The sequence below is a fragment of the Salinigranum halophilum genome, assembly GCF_007004735.1.
Classification (GTDB): Archaea; Halobacteriota; Halobacteria; order Halobacteriales; family Haloferacaceae; genus Salinigranum; species Salinigranum halophilum.
On sequence record NZ_ML660182.1, the window covers coordinates 516,443 to 534,345 of the forward strand.

Sequence of the window (17,903 nt, forward strand, 5' to 3'; positions counted from 1 at the left end):
GGGGCGGTCGCTCTCGGTCTGTGAGTCGGGCGTGTTCTCAGTCGAACGGGAGAGAAAGCGTCGCGAACCGCGCAGTTCAGCGTTCGGGCTGTTCGCCGCCGCCGAAGAACGGCGCGCTCTCGCCGACCATCGAGAAGCCGGCCGCCTGTTCGTAGATTTTCAGGCCGCCCTGGCCGATCTCCATCGGGAACATCGAGTTCTTGATGGACTGTTTGCGCATCTTCGCCACCCAGACGTACCGGTTCGAGGTCGAACCGGCGGGCGACTGCACCAGGTAGATGTTCCCGTCGGTGAGGAAGTTCTCGAGGCCGATCTCGGTCTCGGGGAAGATGGCCGACTGCTCCGTCGTGAGAAGCGACGTCAGCCCCGAGTCTTTGAGGATGTCGATGAACTTCAGGAGGTAGTGGCGCTGTTCCTTCTCGTCCTCGAAGAAGAGCTGGAACATCGTCAGGGAGTCGAGGACGAGTCGGTCGTAATCCGTCGAGGTGAGGTCGTCGAGAATCCTGTCGAGGGTCCCCGAGAAGTCACCGTCACGCAGGAGCGTGCGCTTGTCGTAGACCTTGATGTCTCCGTTCTCGACGAACTCGGGCCACTGCTCGAACCCGATCGAGAGTGCTGCCTCCTCGATGTCGGCTTGCGATTCTTCGAACGTTAGATAGATACCGCCCTCTCCGTGGTCTTTCACGCCGTTGTAGAGGTACTGCATCCCGAGGATACTCTTTCCGGTCCCCGGGTTGCCACTGATGAGCACTGCGGCGTTCTTTACGATGCCACCGTTGAGGATGGAATCGAGTCCTTCGATTCCAGTTTCGACGAGTTCAGGCATTTGAGATATCCTCGGACCTGTGAAAACTCGTAACCATCCCCAATAACTCTTCTCACCGATGAGAGGGGGTTCGCGACCACCTCGAGCGGGGCAAAAATCGCCCGCCGGCGTGCATTATCACGGTCGATATCTGGGTGGGAAGCTTCATGTATCGTTCATGGCTACCTGAATATCAATGCGCTCTCTTCCCCCGCCATCTGAGCAGGTGTCTGGCGCTACCGGACGCTCGCAGACGGCGCTCATCCCGACGTCCTGGCCGGACAGCGGGGCCGTCCGCCGGGCCCACAGGAGGCGATCCGTATGGGAATGATGGACTGGGTAAACGACGGCCAAGACGGCGACGGAGACGCCGACGGAGGAGACGGAGGAGACGGAGGAGACGAAGGAAACGACATGGACGAGTTCGACGACTTCGACGACGACTTCGATGAGTTCGGCGACGACTTCGACGGTGACGGCGCTCCTGACACCGACGAGGCTGCTGAGGAGTTCGACGACCTCGACGACTTCGACGGGGGGTTCGACGACGACTTCGGCGACGAAGCGATGGGAGACGCTGGCGGCGAAGCGAGTGGGAAGACAGCCGAGAAGCTCGCCGAGTTCGAAGACCGAATCGGGGAGCTCGAGACGGAGCTCGGCGGACTCTCTTCGACGATGAACACGGTCCGCGAGGAGAACAAACAGATCGGGGAGACGGTGGACGACCTCGACGACACCATCCGGAAGCTCCTCGACATCTACGAGATGGTGACGCGCGGCATCAACCCGTTCGTCGACGACGCCCGGGAGATGGGCGGGCTCGAGCACGGCGACGGCGCGTTCGGGCTCTTCGAGTCCGAGGAGGAAGACGAGGACGACCTCGACCCGGACGTCGTGAACGCGGACGCCGAGAGCTTCTTCGACGAGGACTTCGGCGACCTCGACTCGGAGGAAGGCGAGGCACGAGCCGAGGAAGCCGCAGAGGACGAACTCGCCGAGGAAGAGGCCGACCAGCCGGAGCTTCTCGACGACGACAGTGTGGCGGACGCCTCGGACGGCCCGGCCGACGTCGACGACACGGGCGGAGGCGGCGGTGTCTCCTTCGACGAGCTCAAAGCGGAGTACGACGAGAGCGAGGGCTGGGACGAGCCAGCGGGTGACGAGGCGGTCTCGGAGCCGGCAGCTGCTGACGGCGTCCCCGGGGACCTCGACGACGACACGGAGACGACGCTCGACGCGACCGAGGAGGACACGAGCGACGACGTGACCGAGGCGGACGAGGGCGACGGGCCGGACGTAGCCCAGTCAGACGAGGCCGACTCCGACTCCGGCGAGACCAACGACGACGTCGCTGTGGACGTCGACGTGAGCGCGGACGCGGACGAGATGGCAGAGACGGCCGACGGTGATGGAGCCGACCCGGACGAACCGGTCGATGCCGATGGAGACACCGACGAAGCGGAGTCGGCCGCATCCGAGACACACCGCGAGGTGAGCGTCGACTCGGTCGAGGTAGTGACTGACGACGAGATGTTCCTCGCGGACGACGAGACGGCACGTGCGGAGGAGGGTCGCACGTCGACGACGCCCGACACCGACGACGGGGTCGGACGGGAGCGCCTGGGTGCCGAGCGCGCAGCCGCGTCCGGTCCGTACCTCACGTCGTTGCCGACGACCTACGTGGCCGAGTCGGTCGCGATGGAGTGGATGCAGTATCTCGTCTCGTCGGGTGGGCCGCTCGGGGCGTCGCGTGCGCTCCGACTCTACGAGGACTTCGGCTGGATCTCTCCCGAGGTCAGAAGCACTCTCGACGCGTACGCGCGCTCTGTCGCGAGCCCGCGAGACGACGCACAGAACGGTTCACTCACCGCGAAACACCACGAGACGAGCCTCTCGTACGTGAGTCGACTCGGCGACCGAACGCCCGAGTCGGGTGCGCTCGACGCGCTCGTCGCCGATGGAGGGAGCCACGATGGGATTCGGCGTTAGCGGAGCGACGGCGATCATCTTCCTCGGCCTGTTCATCGCCGGGGGGACGCTGGTCACGACGACGTCCGCGACGTTCGAGGAGGTCGACGAGGCCCGCGACGACCGTCAAGAGCACCTCCTCGACCGCCGGAACACGGAAATCGCCGTCCAGAGCGCGGTCTACAACAGCACGACCGGAACACTCCGCCTCTCGGTCTCGAACGAGGGGGCGACGACGCTCTCGGTGAACGGGACCACGGTGCTCGTCGACAACGAGTACGAGCCGACGACGGCTGCAGCGGTCGATGGAATCGCGACGACCGACCTCTGGGAGCCCGGCGAGACGATGACGCTGAACCTCAGTCGACCCGAGCCCACACGCGTGAAGATCGTCACCGAACAGGGAGTCGCAGACACGAGTGACGTCACGGTGACGTAACATGGCGGAGATATCCGTTCCCACGCTCATCCTGTTCATCGCGAGCATCGTCATCGCGGCGGGCGTCGCCGGAGTACTCATCGACACGGTCAGCGGCATCTCGAACGCCGTCGACGACCGCGGCGGGGACGTCTCGAAGTCCATCAAGACGGACGCCGAGATCATCTCCGACCCGGAGGCGGGGGTGTACGACGAGACGAACGACACGCTCACCCTCTACGTGAAGAACACCGGGGTTCGGACCCTCTCGGCGGACGCCCGCACCGTCGACCTCTTCGTCGACGGACGATACCAGACCGCCGTCTCCGTCTCCGTGGTCAGCAGCGACGAGTGGACGCCGAACGCCGTGGTTCGGGTCGTCGCCACCGGCGTCACGCTGTCCGCCGGCGACCACCGCGTGAAACTCGTCGTCGACACCGACGAGGAGACCTTCGAATTCAGGACCTCATGATATGACTGACTCAACCCAATTTCCGATCGGACTCGACGGTCACGACCGCCTCAGAGAGGAACTCGGCGGCGGTATCCCACGCGGTGCGATCGTCCTCATGGAGGGCGAGTACGGTGCCGGAAAGAGCGTCCTCTCGCAGCGGCTGAGCTACGGCTTCACCGACGAGGACATCACGGTCACGCTCGTCTCGACGGAACTCAGCGTCCGGGGCTTCCTCGATCAGATGCACTCGCTGGAGTACCCGATGGTCAAGCCGCTGTTGAACGAGGAGATCCTCTACATCCACGCGGAACTCGACTCGGGCGGGGTCCTCAGCGGTCAACAGCGGGACCGGAAGGAACTGCTCCGGCGGCTGATGGAGGCCGAGGCGCTGTGGAACGGCGACGTCATCATCATCGACACGTTCGACGCCATCCTCCGCAACGACCCCCAGTTCGAGGCGCTCGTCCGAAACAACGAGGAGCGACAGGCAGCCCTGGAGATCATCTCGTTCTTCCGCGAGATCACCTCCCGGGGGAAGACGATTATCCTCACCGTCGACCCGACCACCGTCGACGACGAGACGATGGGGCCGTTCCGCTCTATCGCCGACGTCTTCATCCAACTCGAGATGGTCGAGGTCGGCAACGACGTCCGGCGGAACATCTTCGTCAAACGCTTCGCGGGGATGGGCGAACAGGTCGGTGACCGCATCGGCTTCTCGGTTCGGTCCGGCATCGGCATCGTCATCGAGTCGAGGAGTGTGGCCTGATGGCGACAGAGCACGGCTCGGCGCAGCTCTCGGAGGAACTCAAACGGCACGCCATGCGCTGGGACCACCTCCGGGATCACCTCAAACGGTTCAAGAAGATTACGGGCGAGTACCCCTTGCTCGTCGACGAACCCGGCGACTACGAGTCGCGACGCCCGAACGTGCTCTACCCGCTCGGCGGCCCGGTCTTCGTCCAGGTGTACGGCAACATCGGCGAGGATACGAAGTACTACACCATCGAACCGGAACTCGACGAGGCCGAACGGGCGGTCTTCGCCGACGTCAAGGACAAGATTCTCGAGTACAGCGTCCACCAGCCCGCACCGGAGTCCGACACCGACTACGAGGAGCGTATCGAGTCGCTCCTCGACGAAGTGGTGAACGTCCGCGAGCCGATTCCCGAGGAGGAACAGACGTCGCTCCAGCAGCTGAAATCGCGGCTGGAGCTCGGACGCATCAACGTCTCGGAGACGACGTACGAGAAGATGCGGTACCGTCTCGTCCGCGACATCGTCGGTCTCGGTCCGCTCGAACCCATCATGCGCGACCCGGAGAACGAGGACATTCACGTCATCGGGCCCACCCAGGTCGACGTCGACCACGGGACCTACGGCCTCTTGGAGACGACGGTCGAGTGGGACTCACCCGAGTCGTTCGACAACTGGCTCCGGAACATGGGCGAGCGCATCGGTGACCCCGTCTCCGACGCCCACCCCATCGTCGACTCGACGCTGCCGGACGGTTCCCGTATCAACATCATCTACTCCGACGACATCTCGCTGAAGGGCTCCTCGCTCACCATCCGCCAGAGCGAGGACGTCCCGCTCTCTATCTTCCAGATCACGAAGTGGGGGACGCTCTCGCCGCAGCTCGCCGCGTATCTGTGGGTCGCGCTGGAGAACGAGCGAACGGTGTTCGTCGTCGGCGAGACCGCGTCGGGGAAGACGACGACGCTGAACGCGATGCTGTCGTTCATCCCCCAGGATTCGAAGATATACACCGCAGAGGACACTGCCGAGGTGCTGCCGCCGCACAACACGTGGCAGCAACTGCTCACCCGCGAAGGGCGCGGCGCGGACTCCGAGGTGGACATGTTCGACCTGGTCGCGGCGGCGCTCCGCTCGCGGCCGGACTACATCATCGTGGGCGAGGTCCGTGGCGAGGAGGGACGGATGGCGTTCCAGGCCGCCCAGACGGGCCACCCGGTCATCCTCACCTTCCACGCGAGCGACATCGTCTCGATGATCCAGCGGTTCACCGGCGACCCCATCAATATCCCTGAGACGTTCATGGACAACGCCGACATCGCACTCTTCCAGAACCGTGTTCGGCGGGGTGACGACATCCTCCGTCGCGTGACGAGCGTCGTCGAAATCGAAGGGTACTCCAAAGAGATGGGTGGCGTCGTCACCCGCGAGGTGTTCTACTGGGACCCCGTCGAGGACGAGATCGTCTTCCAGGGGATGAACAACTCGTACATCATGGAGGAGAAGGTCGCCTCGCTGCTCGGCTACTCCGACACCCGGCAGATATACGAGGACATCGAGTATCGCGCGGAGATCATCAGGCGCTCCATCCAGGAGAACATCGTCGGGTACCACGACGTGAACGAGGTCATCCAGGACTTCCAGCGGGACGGGGTGGAAGGTCTCCCCTTCGATATGGCCTCCGTGAGACGATGACAGATGGGACAGAACACGAACGTCGCGACTGGGACGGCTCGGCTCAAAGAGTTCACCGACTCCGTCTGGGAGTCGTACCAGCGGATGCCGATGCAGATCGAACGGTACCTCCTCTTGGTCGTCTCTCCGGCCGTGCTGTTCTTCCTCCTGTTGACAGTCGCGGCGGTCGTGCTCCCGCTCCCGCTTTTGGTTCGGCTCCCGATATTCTTCCTCGGAATGCTCTTGATGGCGACGGCGGTCCTCTACCCGCGGCTCCTCGTCGAACAACAGCGCCGCGGCCTCGAGAACCAACTCCACCTCCTCATCACGCACATGACCGTGCTGTCGACGACGAACATCGACCGGGTCGAGGTCTTCCGTGCGCTCTCACGCGAGCGAGAGTACGGCGAACTCGCGACAGAGATGAACCGCATCGTCCAACTCGTCGACACGTGGAACCAGTCGCTCGACGACGCGTGCAAGCGCCGGGCCCGGGAGGTGCCGTCGAAGCCGATGGCTGACTTCCTCGACCGCCTCGCGTACTCGTTAAACGCCGGCCAGGGCATCGACGACTTCCTCCTCGGCGAGCAGGAGGCGATGATCCAGTCGTACATCACCGTCTACGAGGGCGCACTGGAGAACATCGAGGTCATGAAGGACCTCTACCTCTCGATGATCCTCTCGATGACGTTCGCGCTCATCAACGCCATCGTCCTCCCCATCCTCACGGGGATGGACGCCACGATGACCATCCTCGCGGTCATCATCATGTTCGTCTTCGTCCAGCTGGGCTTTTACTTCGTCATGCGGACGATGTCGCCGTACGACCCGCTGTGGTATCTCCAGGACGAGTACCGCACGAAACCCGTCCGGCAGGTCGACATCAGCCTCTACGGCGCGGTGGGGCTGTCGTTCATCCTCATCCTCGCGCTCGCGCTGGGGACGCTCGGGGTCACTCCCGTCGGACAGGCGATGCGCGGGGTCCTCGTCGGCGTGCCTATCCCCATCTTGATGGCAGCGCCGTTGACTCCGCTCGCGATCCCCGGCATCCTCGCTCGGCGTCAGGAGAACTCCATCAAGGGGCGAGACGGCGAGTTCCCCGGGTTCATCCGCGCGCTCGGCTCCTCCGAGAGCGCGAAGCAGGCGACGACGTCGGCGGTGTTGCAGACGCTCCGGAAGAAGGACTTCGGCACCCTCTCGGCCGACGTGAACCGGCTGTACACCCGGCTGAAGATGCGCATCGAGCCCACGCGGGCGTGGTTCTACTTCACCGCCGAGAGCGGGTCGTATCTCATCCAGAAGTTCTCCGAGATGTACCTCGTCGGACGGCAGATGGGGGGGAGTCCGAAACAGCTCGGCGAACTCATCAGCCGGAACATGAACGAGGTGCTTCAGCTCCGCCGACAGCGACAGCAGGCGACCGTGACGCTCATCGGTGTCCTCTACGGCATCACGGCGTCGGCCGCGTTCGCCTTCTTCATCGGGCTGGAAGTCGTCGAAATCCTCGTCGACATCTCCGCGCAGATGGACCTGACCGGGACGAACGTCGGGACGATCATCCACGCCGGCGTCTACGACGTCCCGACAATCGAGTACCTCCTGACGCTCATCATCCTGTTCAACGCGCTGTTGTCCTCGCTGATGATCCGCGTCGTCGACGGTGGTCACAAGGCGAACTCCTACCTCCACTTCGTCGCGCTGGCGTGGATCGGGAGCATCCTGGCCGTCGTGACCTCACACCTCGCGGGAGCACTGATCTCCGTATGAGCGACGCCCCACAGACATCGAACACGGACTCGGACTCGGCCACGGCTGCGGAGACGACGGAGAGCCAACGGAAACAGCAGGCCGCGACGGAGGCCGTCCAGCAGGAGAAGCAGGCCCGGCAGAACCTCAAGCGGACGAAGTCCGGTGAGACGATCATCGTCGACTTCGTCGCGAACTTCGTCGCCGGCGGCTCGGGGACCTTCGAACCCCTCAAGGGGCGCGTCCTGATGAGCGACCGACGACTCATCCTCGCGACGTCGGACTCGAAGACGGTCGTCCCGCTCACCTCGGTGTTCGACGTCGCCGTCGGCCAAGTCCCTCCGGAGGTCGAGGAGTTCTTCGACCACACCGTCCTGGTCGGCTACGTCGTCAACGGCGTCCGCCGGACGACCGTGGTCGGCGGCGACCGCGAGACCATCGAGAAGTTCTCCGTCCTCCTCTACCGGGCGACCCTCCGCGGCTCCGTCGTCGCCCTCAAACACCCGGCGAAGGTCGGCGGCCGGTTCCAGGACGAGCCCGTCCGTGAGGTGGGGCTGCGACTCGACACCGACTCCGTCTCGTTCCCCGGAACCGAAGAGCTGACGCTCAGCGACGAGGTGTTCCGCATCGACCTCGGAAACATCGTCTTCTTCGAGGTGCTCGAGCGGACGGTCCTCGAGGAGAGACGCCTCGTCCTCTCGGTCCAGCACGTCACTCAAGAACAGACCGTCACGACGGAGGTGTCGATGGGGTCGCGGCGGAAGATGAACATCCTCGGCCGCTACCTCCGACAGATGTATCACTACCTCGTCTCCGACGTCCGGAACCTCGACGTGAGCGAGGACGCCCTGGAGGTGCTCGTCGGTATCTACTCGATGGCAGGGGTGGGTGGCGAGGTCGACCTCGCCCCGATGCTCGGGCTCGAAGCGGCAGAGCTCACGGCCCACCTCGAGTCGCTGTCCGACGACGGACTCATCGAGAGCGTCGAACCACCACACGACCTCACGCCGCAGGGGCAGTTCCTCATCAACGAGCGGTTCGAGGACATCAACTTCTGACCGCGACGCGCTCGGGCTGATTCTCGCTCGTGGAGCCGTGCGGCTCGGAGGGGTGGAACGAACGAAAAAGGACAACGTGTCGTCCGCGCGCTCGTTACTGGTCGGAGATGACGTCGCTCGCGATGCTCCGCCCGCGGGCGTTGAGCGTCACCTCGTGTCTGATACGCACCTCGTTGAGGACGTCGTGGTCGATGAGCCGGACGTAGAGCTCTTCGACCTCGTCGACGTCGACACCGAGAAACGAAGGGATGTCGAACGGCGAGACACCGGAGTACAGCGCCGTGAGGACCTGCTTGTCGGTCTCCGAGAGTTCGAGCGACACCTCCGACTGCTCTTCGCCCTTGCGGAGGAGCGACTCGAGGAACGACATCTGCCGGTCCGACCCCGCGATGTACGTCTGAACGCTCGTCTCCTCGTCGGAGTGTTCGACCTCGACGACGAGCCGGCTGTCGTCGATGATGGTTCGTCGCCCCGTCGTGATATCGCCGATGTCGTCGAGCCGAATCTCGACGAACGTACCGCTCACGGTGGCCATGCTCACCGCCTCCGGTTCGACCTTCAACCGGGAGCGCTCCCACTCCGTGTTCTGGACGACGCCGCCCTCGACGGCCGGGTGGCGGGCGAGGAACGTCCCCTCGTTCAACACCGCCCCGTAGAACTCCTGTTCGAACTCCTCGAACTCCTTCGGGGCGACGAGGATGACGCCGCTGGGGATGCGAACCGAGAGGTACTCCGAGACGCTCGCGACCTCCTGGTTGACGTCGACCCGCCCCTCCAGTCCCTCGATTGCCGACAGCGGAATCGTCTGCTTGCCACCGTTGCCCGCCAGGATGAGTCGTCTGTTCGACAGGAGGATGCGACCGCTCGCCCACGTGGCGTCGTGGATCTCGTGGCCGTTCTTTTCGGCTCGCAGGAACCGTCCGTGCGTGTCGGACAGTTTGTACTCACCCCGTTTCATGTCAACGTGCGTTTCGGTAGATCCGAAGGCGCTTCTCGACCGGCTCGAACCACGACCGGCAGTCGGCGGGGACGGTCTCCGTCATCCCGATGGTGAGGTAGCCGTCGGGCCGGAGGCCGGAGCCGAGCGTCTCGAACACGGCGCGTTTGGCGTCCGAATCGACGTAGATGAACAGGTTCCGACACAGGATGAGGTCGAACTCGTCGGGCGGGGACTGCCTGATGAGGTCGTGCCGACGGAAGTCGACCATCCGCCGCACCGCCCGCGAGACGCGGTACGAATCCCCGTCTCGGTCGATGTACCGCTCGTAATCGCCGATGGGTGCGAGTTGCTCCTCCAGGTCGTTCGTCTCGGAGGCGTGGTACTCGCCGCGGTCGGCCTTCCGGAGGATCTCGCGCTTGATGTCCGTTCCGACGATGCGCACCCGGTCTTCGCGAACCTGGGGGTCGTCGTGTGCGAGCATCGCTAGCGAGTACGCCTCGCGGCCGTCCGAACAGGCCGCGCTCCACACCGTCGTGCGGCCCGAGGCCGTGAGGTCGCGAAGCACCGGCCGGAGCGCCTCCCACACGTCGGGGTTGCGAAAAAAGGAGGTGACGTTGACGCTCAGCGTGTCGAGCAGCGCCTGCTTCTCGTCGTCGTCGGATTCGAGCAGGCGCTGGTACGTGCGGTACTCCTCGGTGTCGTTCCGGCGCATCCGTGCCGAGATGCGTCGGTCGAGGTACGCGTCGTTGTACATCGAGGTGGCGAAGCCCATCGACTCTTCGATGTACGCGAGGAGGCGGTCGAAGCCGCGGCCCCTGGCGGTGGCCATCAGTCTGCCCTCCCACCGTCGGCGGCCAGTTCGGTGTACGTCCGCGAGGTACCACCCGTGTCGGGGCCGTCGAGCGTCCCGATGTCGAGGATGGGGATGACGTTCCCGTCGCCGATGACGGCCGTGCCGGAGAGCCCCTCCGAGTTCGAGAGCGGCCCCTGCAGCGGGGTCACGACGACCTCCTCCTGCCGGGTGACGCCGTCACACCACAGCGCGACCTGTCGGTCCTGCGGACGGATGCGGACGACCATGCCCGCCTCCGGCCGCTCCGCTCGTATGCCGAGGGCATCGCGTAGGCGGATGAGCGGGTACACCCGGTCGTCGTGGACGACCACCTCGTCGCCGTTGATGGTGTCGACGCGGGTCTGTCGAGCCACCTCGTCGATGTACTTGATGGGGACGCCGAACTGTCGGTCGCCGACCAGCACGAACAGCACCTTGATGATGGCCACCGAGACGGGGAGTCGGATCTTGAACGTCGTGCCGTCGCCGAGCGCGGAGTCGACCGACACCGAACCGTCGAGCGCCTCGACGGTCGTCTTCACGACGTCCATCCCGACACCCCGTCCCGAGACGTCGGTGATCTGTTCGTTCGTCGAGAAACCGGGGTGGAAGATGTAGTCGAACACCTCCTCGTCGGGGAGCGCCGAGATGGCCTCGGCGGACGTGACGCCTTTCGAGACGGCCTTCTCGCGGATGCGGTCGACGTCGAGGCCGCCGCCGTCGTCGGACACCTCGATGACGACGGTGTCGTGTTCGCGGCGAGCCGACAGGGTGACGACGCCCTGTTCGGGCTTTTCGGCTTCGACCCGCTCTTCGGGCGGTTCGATGCCGTGGTCGACGGCGTTCCGGAGGACGTGCATCAGCGGGTCGGATATCTCGTCGAGGATGGTTCGGTCGAGCTCGATATCCGCCCCTTCGACGCGGAAGTCGACGCGCTTGTCCTGTCCGCGCGCGAGGTCGCGCACGAGCCGCGGGAACTTGTCGAACACTTTCTTCAGCGGGATGAGCCGCATGTCCATCACCGTGTTCTGGAGGTTCGAAGAGATCTTGTCCAGTTCGTCGAGCGTGTCGACGCCGTTCGTCTGTTCCTCGCCGATGGCCTGTCGGAGCTTGATACGGGAGGTGACGAGCTGTTCGACCAGTTCGTGCAGTTCGTCGAGTTGGTCGACGTCCACGCGGACGGACTTCACCTCCGCGATGCGACGCTCCTGCCCGGCGTCCGTCTCCTCCGACGCTTCGGCGTCCCCGCCCGCCCCGCCGTCGGCACCGGTCGCCGTGTCGGCCACGTCAGTCGGTTCGTCCCCGCCGTCCCCATCACCGTCGCCGAGTGACCCGCCGGCTCGGGTGATGGCCGTCGAGACGTCTGTGACGACACAGCCGGAGACGGCCCACAGGTCGTCGAACGTCTCTTCGACCGCCTCGCCGTCGGCGGCGTCCGCGACGAACAGTTCGACACGGTCGTCGAACGCGCCCTCTCTGACCGCCTCGAGCGAGGGACTCGCGCCGACGACCGCGACGTCGTCGGGGATGCCGTCGAGGAAGATTCCCGCGTCGACGCTCTTCATCTCGCCCGTCGTGAGCGTGACGTCGAGGTGGTAGAGGCTGTCGTACCCCGCGAGTTCCTCGGCTGGGATGGTCTCTCTGGCCGTATCGATGTGTTCGGCCCGCTCGGCCGGGACGTCGTCGTCGACCAAGTCCTCCATGCCACCGACCTCCTCGATGTCGTCGACAGCGTCGGGTGGGGCCGCCTCGTCCACCTCGGTCCCGTCGCTCCCGTCGTCCACGCCGAGTGTCGTCTCCCCGTCGTCACGACCGTCGCCTTCGGCCGCCGCCCGGAGCGCCGTGACTGTCGCCTCGGGGTCGATGCTCGTCTCGCCGTTCTTCTCGATGTCGTGGAGGATGTCGACGATGAGGTCGACGCCGTCGAAGACGAGGTCCATCCGCTCGGGGGTGACGTCGAGGCCGCCCTGCCTGACCTCGTCGAGGAGGTCCTCGACGGCGTGGGCGACGGTCGCCGCCGCGTCGAACCCCATCGCGCCGAAGTTCCCCTTCAGCGTGTGGGCACGCCGGAAGATGTCGTCGATGGCCTCGTCGTCCTCGGGGTTCGACTCCAGCGTGAGCAACGAGTTGTTGAGTTGCGTGATGCTCTCTTCGCTTTCAGTGATAAACGCCTGGTAGAGTTCTTCGTCCATGTTAGCTCCTCAGTGTGTGCAAGATCCCCTCCGCGACACCGTGGGCGGGGAGGACCTCGTCGGTGTGTCCCGCCTCGATTGCTCGCTTCGGCATCCCGAAAATCGCCGACGTCCGCTCGTCCTGTGCGATGGTCGCCCCGCCCGCGCGCTTGACCGCCCCCATGCCGTCGACGCCGTCGCGTCCCATCCCGGTGAGCAGCACCGTCGTGAGCGGGCCGCGGACCACGTCGGCGGCCGACGACATGGTGTGGTCGATGGCCGGCTTGACGCCGTGGAGGCGGTCGCCGCCGCGGAGTCGAAGCCGGAGTCTGTCGGCTCTGTCGTCGTCGACGAACAGGTGCGAACCGCCCGGTGCGACCCGGGCCTGGCCTGGTCCGATTCGCTCGCCATCCTGCGCTTCGCGGACCTCGTAGCCGCAGCGACCGTCGAGGCGCTTCGCGAACCGACCGGTGAACCCCTCCGGCATGTGCTGGACGACGAGGATGCGGAGCCCCGCCTCCCGTGGGAGGCCGGTGAGCACCTCCTCGACCACGTTCGGCCCGCCCGTCGACGCACCGATGATGACCGTCCCGCCGTCGGGGAGCGACCCGGGGGCGACAGCACCGCCCGCCGGGCCCGCTGCCGACGGTGTCCGTGTCACTTGCGTCGGCGCGGCCGTCCGCTCTCGGGCCGTGAGGTCGACGGCAGCGGCCGACCGGACCTTGTCGACCAGTTCGCGCTTGACCCGCGGCATCTCCGAGGTGACCTCGCCACCCGGCTTCGTGACGAAGTCGACGGCCCCACGGTCGAGCGCCTCGAACGTCACGTCGGCGTTCTCCTCGGCGTGCGCCGACAGCATCAGTACGGGCGTCGGGCGGGTCGACATGATCTCCTCGACGGCCTCGATTCCGTTCTTTCGCGGCATCTCGATGTCCATCGTCACCACGTCCGGGTCGTGTTCGGCGACGACATCGACGGCCGCGACACCGTCTTCGGCGTCGGCGACGACGTCGATTCCGCCGTCTTCGAGGAGTTTCGTGATGAGCGTCCGCATGAACCGCGAGTCGTCGACGACCACCGCCCGCGTCGTCCCCGCAGCCACGCTCATCGACACCTCTCGACAGCGCGTCCAGTGTGCCGGCCGCTCCCATGCGGGAGCGCTCGGCGTGACGGTCCGATTCGCATCTCTGTCCGTGCTTCGACGATACGCTACATAAACACACCTCGGCGACAATCAGTTGTGATAACGCTAGGGGTAGGTTTAGGTAGCGACTCACCGACCGCTGCGATAACAGGCGCGCCGACGCGTCAGACAGCCAGACCCATGCACTCCCAGAAGACCCCGACGAACCCCCAGCCCGCGGCGCACGACCACGAGGAGGCAGAGAGCGCGACGGAGATTCAGGTGCTTGAGTTCAAACTCGGTTCCGAGACGTACTGCGTCGACATCGACTACGTCTCCGAGATCGTCGACAAGGGCTCGCTCACCACGGTCCCGAACGCGCCCCACTACGTCGACGGCGTGATGGACCTCCGCGGGCGGACCACCTCCATCGTCAACCCGAAGAGCCTGCTGAACATCCGCGAGGAGAGCGAGGCCAAGCGGATTATCATCTTCGACTCCGGTGGCTTCGAAGACGACGCCGCCATCGGCTGGGTCGTCGACGAGGTGTACCAGGTCGTCCGTGTGTCGATGAACGACGTGGAGAAGCCGCCGCTCGACAACGACCCGTCCATCGAGGGAATCATCAAACGTGACGACGAACTCGTCATCTGGATCTCACCCGTCGCGGCGCTGGGGTGAGCCGGCGCGATCAGCCGAACAGCACACCGCGAACCGCCTCCTCCGTGACCCAGACGAGCGCCGCGGCCGCCGCGGTGAGCACGACGAGAGAGACGAGGTCGACCTCGCTCTGGCGGTGCTGTGCGACCTTCGCCCGGACGGCGGCCGCGAAGTACCCACCCAGCGCGACCACGAGGACGAACACCGTCGTCGGCGCGATGGACGCGACGCCCGTCCCGGGTAACGCGACGAGCGCGAGCGACGTCCCGAGCCACTGGACGACGAACGCCGTCGGGAGCGCGAGGCGGTCCGGAACGCGGGGGAGACGCGTCGTCACGCTATCGAACGGCGGGGCTTCGAGCAGGCGGCGCGGTGCAAGGGACAGTGCCGTCAGCCCCACCATCGCGACGAGCGGCACGACCGGGCTCGACCCGGGGGCCGACCCGGGATAGAGGACGAACACCGCGGCCACGAGCGCGAGCGCCTGCGGGACGAGGACGCCCGGCGGTCGGTCGAGCCGCGATGGTTCGGCTCCCGCCTGCCGACCCGCCTCGGCGAACGTCGGAAGCCACCGCGCCGCACGCGTCCAGAAGTGTCCGACGGTCGCCGCGTACACCAACAGCGCGACGACGACGACTCCCTCCGTGAGGACGCCCCAGGGCGACAGCGAGAGCGTCGCGCCGAACGCGACGGCGCGCCGGACAGCCGAGGCGGCGACCGCGACGGCGAGAACGGTCACGCTACTGCCGAGGAGGAAGCCGGAGGTGACGAGGAGCGTCGCCGCCATCCCCCGAAGCGAGGTGAGGAGGCTTCGGACGAGCCACCCCAGTCGCCGGACACGCCGGGTCGACCGCCGCCATCGGAGCCGCCACATCGGCGGCAGGTGTGCGAACAGTCGTCGCCCGGCGACGGCGGCGAGCCCTCCGAGAACGAGCAGTTCGAGCGCGGGGAACACGAGCGTCGGAAGCGCCGCGAGTGTCCCGGTCACGAGGACGAACCCGGCCGTGACGAGGCCGAACACCGCCTGGAGACCCACTCGTGCGCGCGGGTCGACCGTCGCGGTCTGAAAGAGCGCGGCGAAGTCGGTGAGTCGGTTCGTCGGGACGAACGACGAGAGCACTGCGAACGCGGGGCTGACGTACGGCGTCGTGAACGCCCAGTCGTTCGTCCACGAGGTCGCGACGACGGTGACGACGACCGTCGCGACGACGACTCCAGCGAACGCGACGGCCGGGACCCGCCCGGCGACGACGAACCGCGCGAGCGCCGCCGTCACCGTCGTGAGTGTGGCCACGCCGACCCGGAACGGGAGCGCCGCGGTCAGCCCACGAGCGCGCTCGGGATACAACTCGGGGAGCACGAGGAAGGCGACCACCCAGATGAGAAGGAACTCGAGGCCGACGCCGACCGGCGACAGCAACGGCTGTGTGGGTTCCAGCCAGCCGAGCAACGCGCCGACGAGGGGGACGTCCTCGGTCGAGAGACCGGCACGTCCCCATGGGAGACGCACGAGGAGCGCACTCGTGGCGAGGACGGCGAGCACTGGCCCGCGTATCGACGCCGCTGTCCGTCCTGCATCGTACGCCATCGAGTAGCCGGATTCGACGGAGATGTATCAAACTTTTTACGGAACTACTGAAAGTCAACGACACTGATATCGCACCCTCGGCTCACGCGCCACGATACCGGCTCACAGCGACGAGCAGAAGGTAGCCGACGAGACCCAGACCGAACAGTGCGACGGGGATGAGAAACGGTCCGAACGTCGAGACGAGCGTGTCGACGACCATATCCGTGCTGTGTGGCCGCGGGTAACAGGTCTTCCGCCTCGGTCGTCTCGTTTGGTTCGTCCCCGTTCCAAACGAAACAAGTCCCTGGAGCGACGACCGCCGACCGAGATGGACGAAGCACTCGAAGCCGCCGAACTCGTCGCCGAGTCGGAACTCGAGGGTGCCGTCACCTGGCTCCTCCGCGTCGTCGGCCTCCTCGCCGTCGTGGCCGGGGTCGGGCTCTGGCTGTTCACCGAGATGGGTCTCCTGGTTCTCCCTGCGCTTCTCATCGCGGGTGGGCTGGTGCTCGTCGTCGCACCGACCGTCCTCCTCGCGCTCGCCCAACTCGGCTGAGCTACCGTTCTTCGCGTCCGCCGTCGGTCTCGCTCGGCACGCCGTCACCGGCCTCGCCGTCGAACGGTGCCGTCGGAGTCACCGGGTTGTCTGTCCCACCCGGCGTGTTGGTGACCGTGAGGTCCCGCTTCGGGTACGGGATTTCGATGCCACTGGCGGTGAGTTCCTTGTAGATGGCCCGGTTGAGTTCGTGCGTCGCGCGGGCGCGGCGGGTCGGACTCGCCACCCAACAGAGGAGTTCGTACTCCAGCGCCGAATCGCCGAACCGACGGAAGCGCATCCGTGGTTTCGGCGACTCGAGGACGAGCGGTTCTTCCTGGGCGATCTCGGTGACGAGGGTCTCGAACGCGTCGACGTCGGTGCCGTAGGCGACCCCGATCGGTACTCGGATACGGCGACGACGCTGAGGGGCCGACTCGTTGATGATCTTCGCGGCGTTCAACGCCGAGTTCGGAACGGTCACGAGCACCTCGTCGCGTGTCATGAGCGTGGTCGAACGAATCCCGACCTCGACGACCGTTCCGGCCTCGCCGGAGTCGAGCACGATGTAGTCGCCGATCTTGTACGTGTCGTCGAAGTACAGCGCGATGCCACCGAAGAAGTTGGCGACGGTGTCCTTCGCGGCGAAGCCGACGGCGATGCCGGCGACGCCGGCGGCACCGAGGAGCGGCGTGATGTCGATGTCGTACAGTCGAAGGAGCGCGGCACCGGTGCCGACGGCGACGACGAGCGTCCAGACGTTCGAGAAGACGGGTGCGAAGTCGAACCGACTCCCCCGCTCTTTCACCTCCTCGACCGCTTCGGTGACGAGGGTGTTGAGCGCCCACGCCCACGTGACGATGATGACGACGAGCGACGGCCGCCCGAAGAAGGTGTTCAACTGGTCGGCGGTGACGAGCGTGCTGTCGACGACGGCCGGGGTCCGGGTCAACACGTAGATGCCCGCGAGGCCGACCGAGATGACGAGCGGCCACCGGACGTTCCGCACGAAGATGTTGTCGAACTGCGTGTCCGTCCGCTTCACGAGGCGAGACGCCCCACGGATGACGACCATCTCGACGACGAACGCTCCCCCGACCGAGAGCGCGAGGACGACGAGCGTCGCTTGCCACGCCGTCAGTCCGTCGAGGAGCCGGGTTACCGCATCTAACACGAACCCAATCATGAACGCCGAC

At 65.8% G+C, this 17,903-nt stretch carries 15 protein-coding genes and 2 pseudogenes; 10 read left to right on the forward strand and 7 right to left on the reverse strand.

Annotation, left to right across the window (positions count from 1 at the left end; all coding sequences use genetic code 11):
• Positions 1-76: 76 nt before the first annotated feature.
• Positions 77-826 (reverse strand): RAD55 family ATPase, encoded by a 750-nt coding sequence (locus E6N53_RS02720; protein ID WP_136588904.1) that lies wholly within the window; start codon positions 824-826, stop codon positions 77-79.
• 300 nt (positions 827-1,126) lie between these two features.
• Here E6N53_RS02720 and E6N53_RS02725 point away from each other — a divergent pair, with 300 nt between their 5' ends.
• From E6N53_RS02725 to E6N53_RS02755, 8 genes and pseudogenes are all read left to right on the forward strand, one after another.
• Positions 1,127-2,794, forward strand: a complete 1,668-nt coding sequence (locus E6N53_RS02725) for a FlaD/FlaE family flagellar protein (RefSeq protein ID WP_236642297.1) — start codon at positions 1,127-1,129, stop codon at positions 2,792-2,794.
• Positions 2,778-3,212 (forward strand): archaellum stator protein ArlF, encoded by a 435-nt coding sequence (locus E6N53_RS02730; RefSeq protein WP_136588905.1) that lies wholly within the window; start codon positions 2,778-2,780, stop codon positions 3,210-3,212. Before E6N53_RS02725 ends, E6N53_RS02730 begins: the two co-directional genes overlap by 17 nt.
• Position 3,213: 1 nt before the next feature.
• Positions 3,214-3,663, forward strand: a complete 450-nt coding sequence (locus E6N53_RS02735) for an archaellum stator protein ArlG (protein WP_136588906.1) — start codon at positions 3,214-3,216, stop codon at positions 3,661-3,663.
• 1 nt (position 3,664) lies between these two features.
• The gene (locus E6N53_RS02740; RefSeq protein ID WP_136588907.1) at positions 3,665-4,414 is read left to right on the forward strand and encodes an archaellum protein ArlH; all 750 of its coding nucleotides are present in this window, start codon (positions 3,665-3,667) and stop codon (positions 4,412-4,414) included.
• Positions 4,414-4,795: pseudogene (locus tag E6N53_RS21590) on the forward strand (type II/IV secretion system ATPase subunit); the annotation flags it as partial. The gene E6N53_RS02740 and the pseudogene E6N53_RS21590, both read left to right, overlap by 1 nt.
• A 74-nt stretch (positions 4,796-4,869) precedes the next feature.
• Positions 4,870-6,096: pseudogene (locus E6N53_RS02745) on the forward strand (type II/IV secretion system ATPase subunit); the annotation flags it as partial.
• Between the two features lie 84 nt (positions 6,097-6,180).
• On the forward strand, positions 6,181-7,842 hold the full coding sequence (gene flaJ / locus E6N53_RS02750) for an archaellar assembly protein FlaJ (protein WP_394344742.1): 1,662 nt from the start codon (positions 6,181-6,183) through the stop codon (positions 7,840-7,842).
• Complete coding sequence (locus tag E6N53_RS02755; protein WP_142856705.1) at positions 7,839-8,879, forward strand: CheF family chemotaxis protein; 1,041 nt, start codon at positions 7,839-7,841, stop codon at positions 8,877-8,879. Before flaJ ends, E6N53_RS02755 begins: the two co-directional genes overlap by 4 nt.
• A gap of 94 nt (positions 8,880-8,973) precedes the next feature.
• Here the strand turns inward: E6N53_RS02755 and E6N53_RS02760 are convergent, their stop codons facing one another.
• Genes E6N53_RS02760 through cheB form a run of 4 tightly spaced genes read right to left on the reverse strand, consistent with a single transcriptional unit; the run spans position 8,974 to position 13,930 of the window.
• On the reverse strand, positions 8,974-9,837 hold the full coding sequence (locus tag E6N53_RS02760; RefSeq protein ID WP_136602353.1) for a CheF family chemotaxis protein: 864 nt from the start codon (positions 9,835-9,837) through the stop codon (positions 8,974-8,976).
• A gap of 1 nt (position 9,838) precedes the next feature.
• On the reverse strand, positions 9,839-10,648 hold the full coding sequence (locus E6N53_RS02765) for a CheR family methyltransferase (protein ID WP_136588912.1): 810 nt from the start codon (positions 10,646-10,648) through the stop codon (positions 9,839-9,841).
• Entirely contained in the window at positions 10,648-12,843 is a 2,196-nt protein-coding gene (locus E6N53_RS02770; protein ID WP_142856706.1) for a chemotaxis protein CheA, read from the reverse strand. The genes E6N53_RS02765 and E6N53_RS02770 overlap by 1 nt, the downstream gene beginning before the upstream one ends.
• A 1-nt stretch (position 12,844) precedes the next feature.
• Positions 12,845-13,930 carry a chemotaxis-specific protein-glutamate methyltransferase CheB gene (gene cheB, locus E6N53_RS02775; protein WP_136588914.1) on the reverse strand — a complete coding sequence of 362 codons (1,086 nt, stop codon included), beginning with the start codon at positions 13,928-13,930 and terminating at the stop codon, positions 12,845-12,847.
• 216 nt (positions 13,931-14,146) lie between these two features.
• Between cheB and E6N53_RS02780 the strand changes: the two genes are divergently transcribed.
• The gene (locus tag E6N53_RS02780) at positions 14,147-14,626 is read left to right on the forward strand and encodes a chemotaxis protein CheW (RefSeq protein WP_136588915.1); all 480 of its coding nucleotides are present in this window, start codon (positions 14,147-14,149) and stop codon (positions 14,624-14,626) included.
• A gap of 10 nt (positions 14,627-14,636) precedes the next feature.
• On the opposite strand, the gene E6N53_RS02785 is transcribed toward E6N53_RS02780, so the two are convergent.
• A complete protein-coding gene (locus E6N53_RS02785; RefSeq protein WP_142856707.1) occupies positions 14,637-16,193 on the reverse strand; it encodes a hypothetical protein in 1,557 nt (518 codons plus the stop codon).
• Between the two features lie 310 nt (positions 16,194-16,503).
• On the opposite strand from E6N53_RS02785, the gene E6N53_RS02790 reads away from it, so the two are divergent.
• Entirely contained in the window at positions 16,504-16,728 is a 225-nt protein-coding gene (locus E6N53_RS02790; RefSeq protein ID WP_142856708.1) for a hypothetical protein, read from the forward strand.
• A 1-nt stretch (position 16,729) separates the two neighbouring features.
• Here the strand turns inward: E6N53_RS02790 and E6N53_RS02795 are convergent, their stop codons facing one another.
• Positions 16,730-17,881, reverse strand: a complete 1,152-nt coding sequence (locus tag E6N53_RS02795; protein WP_142857252.1) for a mechanosensitive ion channel family protein — start codon at positions 17,879-17,881, stop codon at positions 16,730-16,732.
• Between the last annotated feature and the right edge of the window lie 22 nt (positions 17,882-17,903).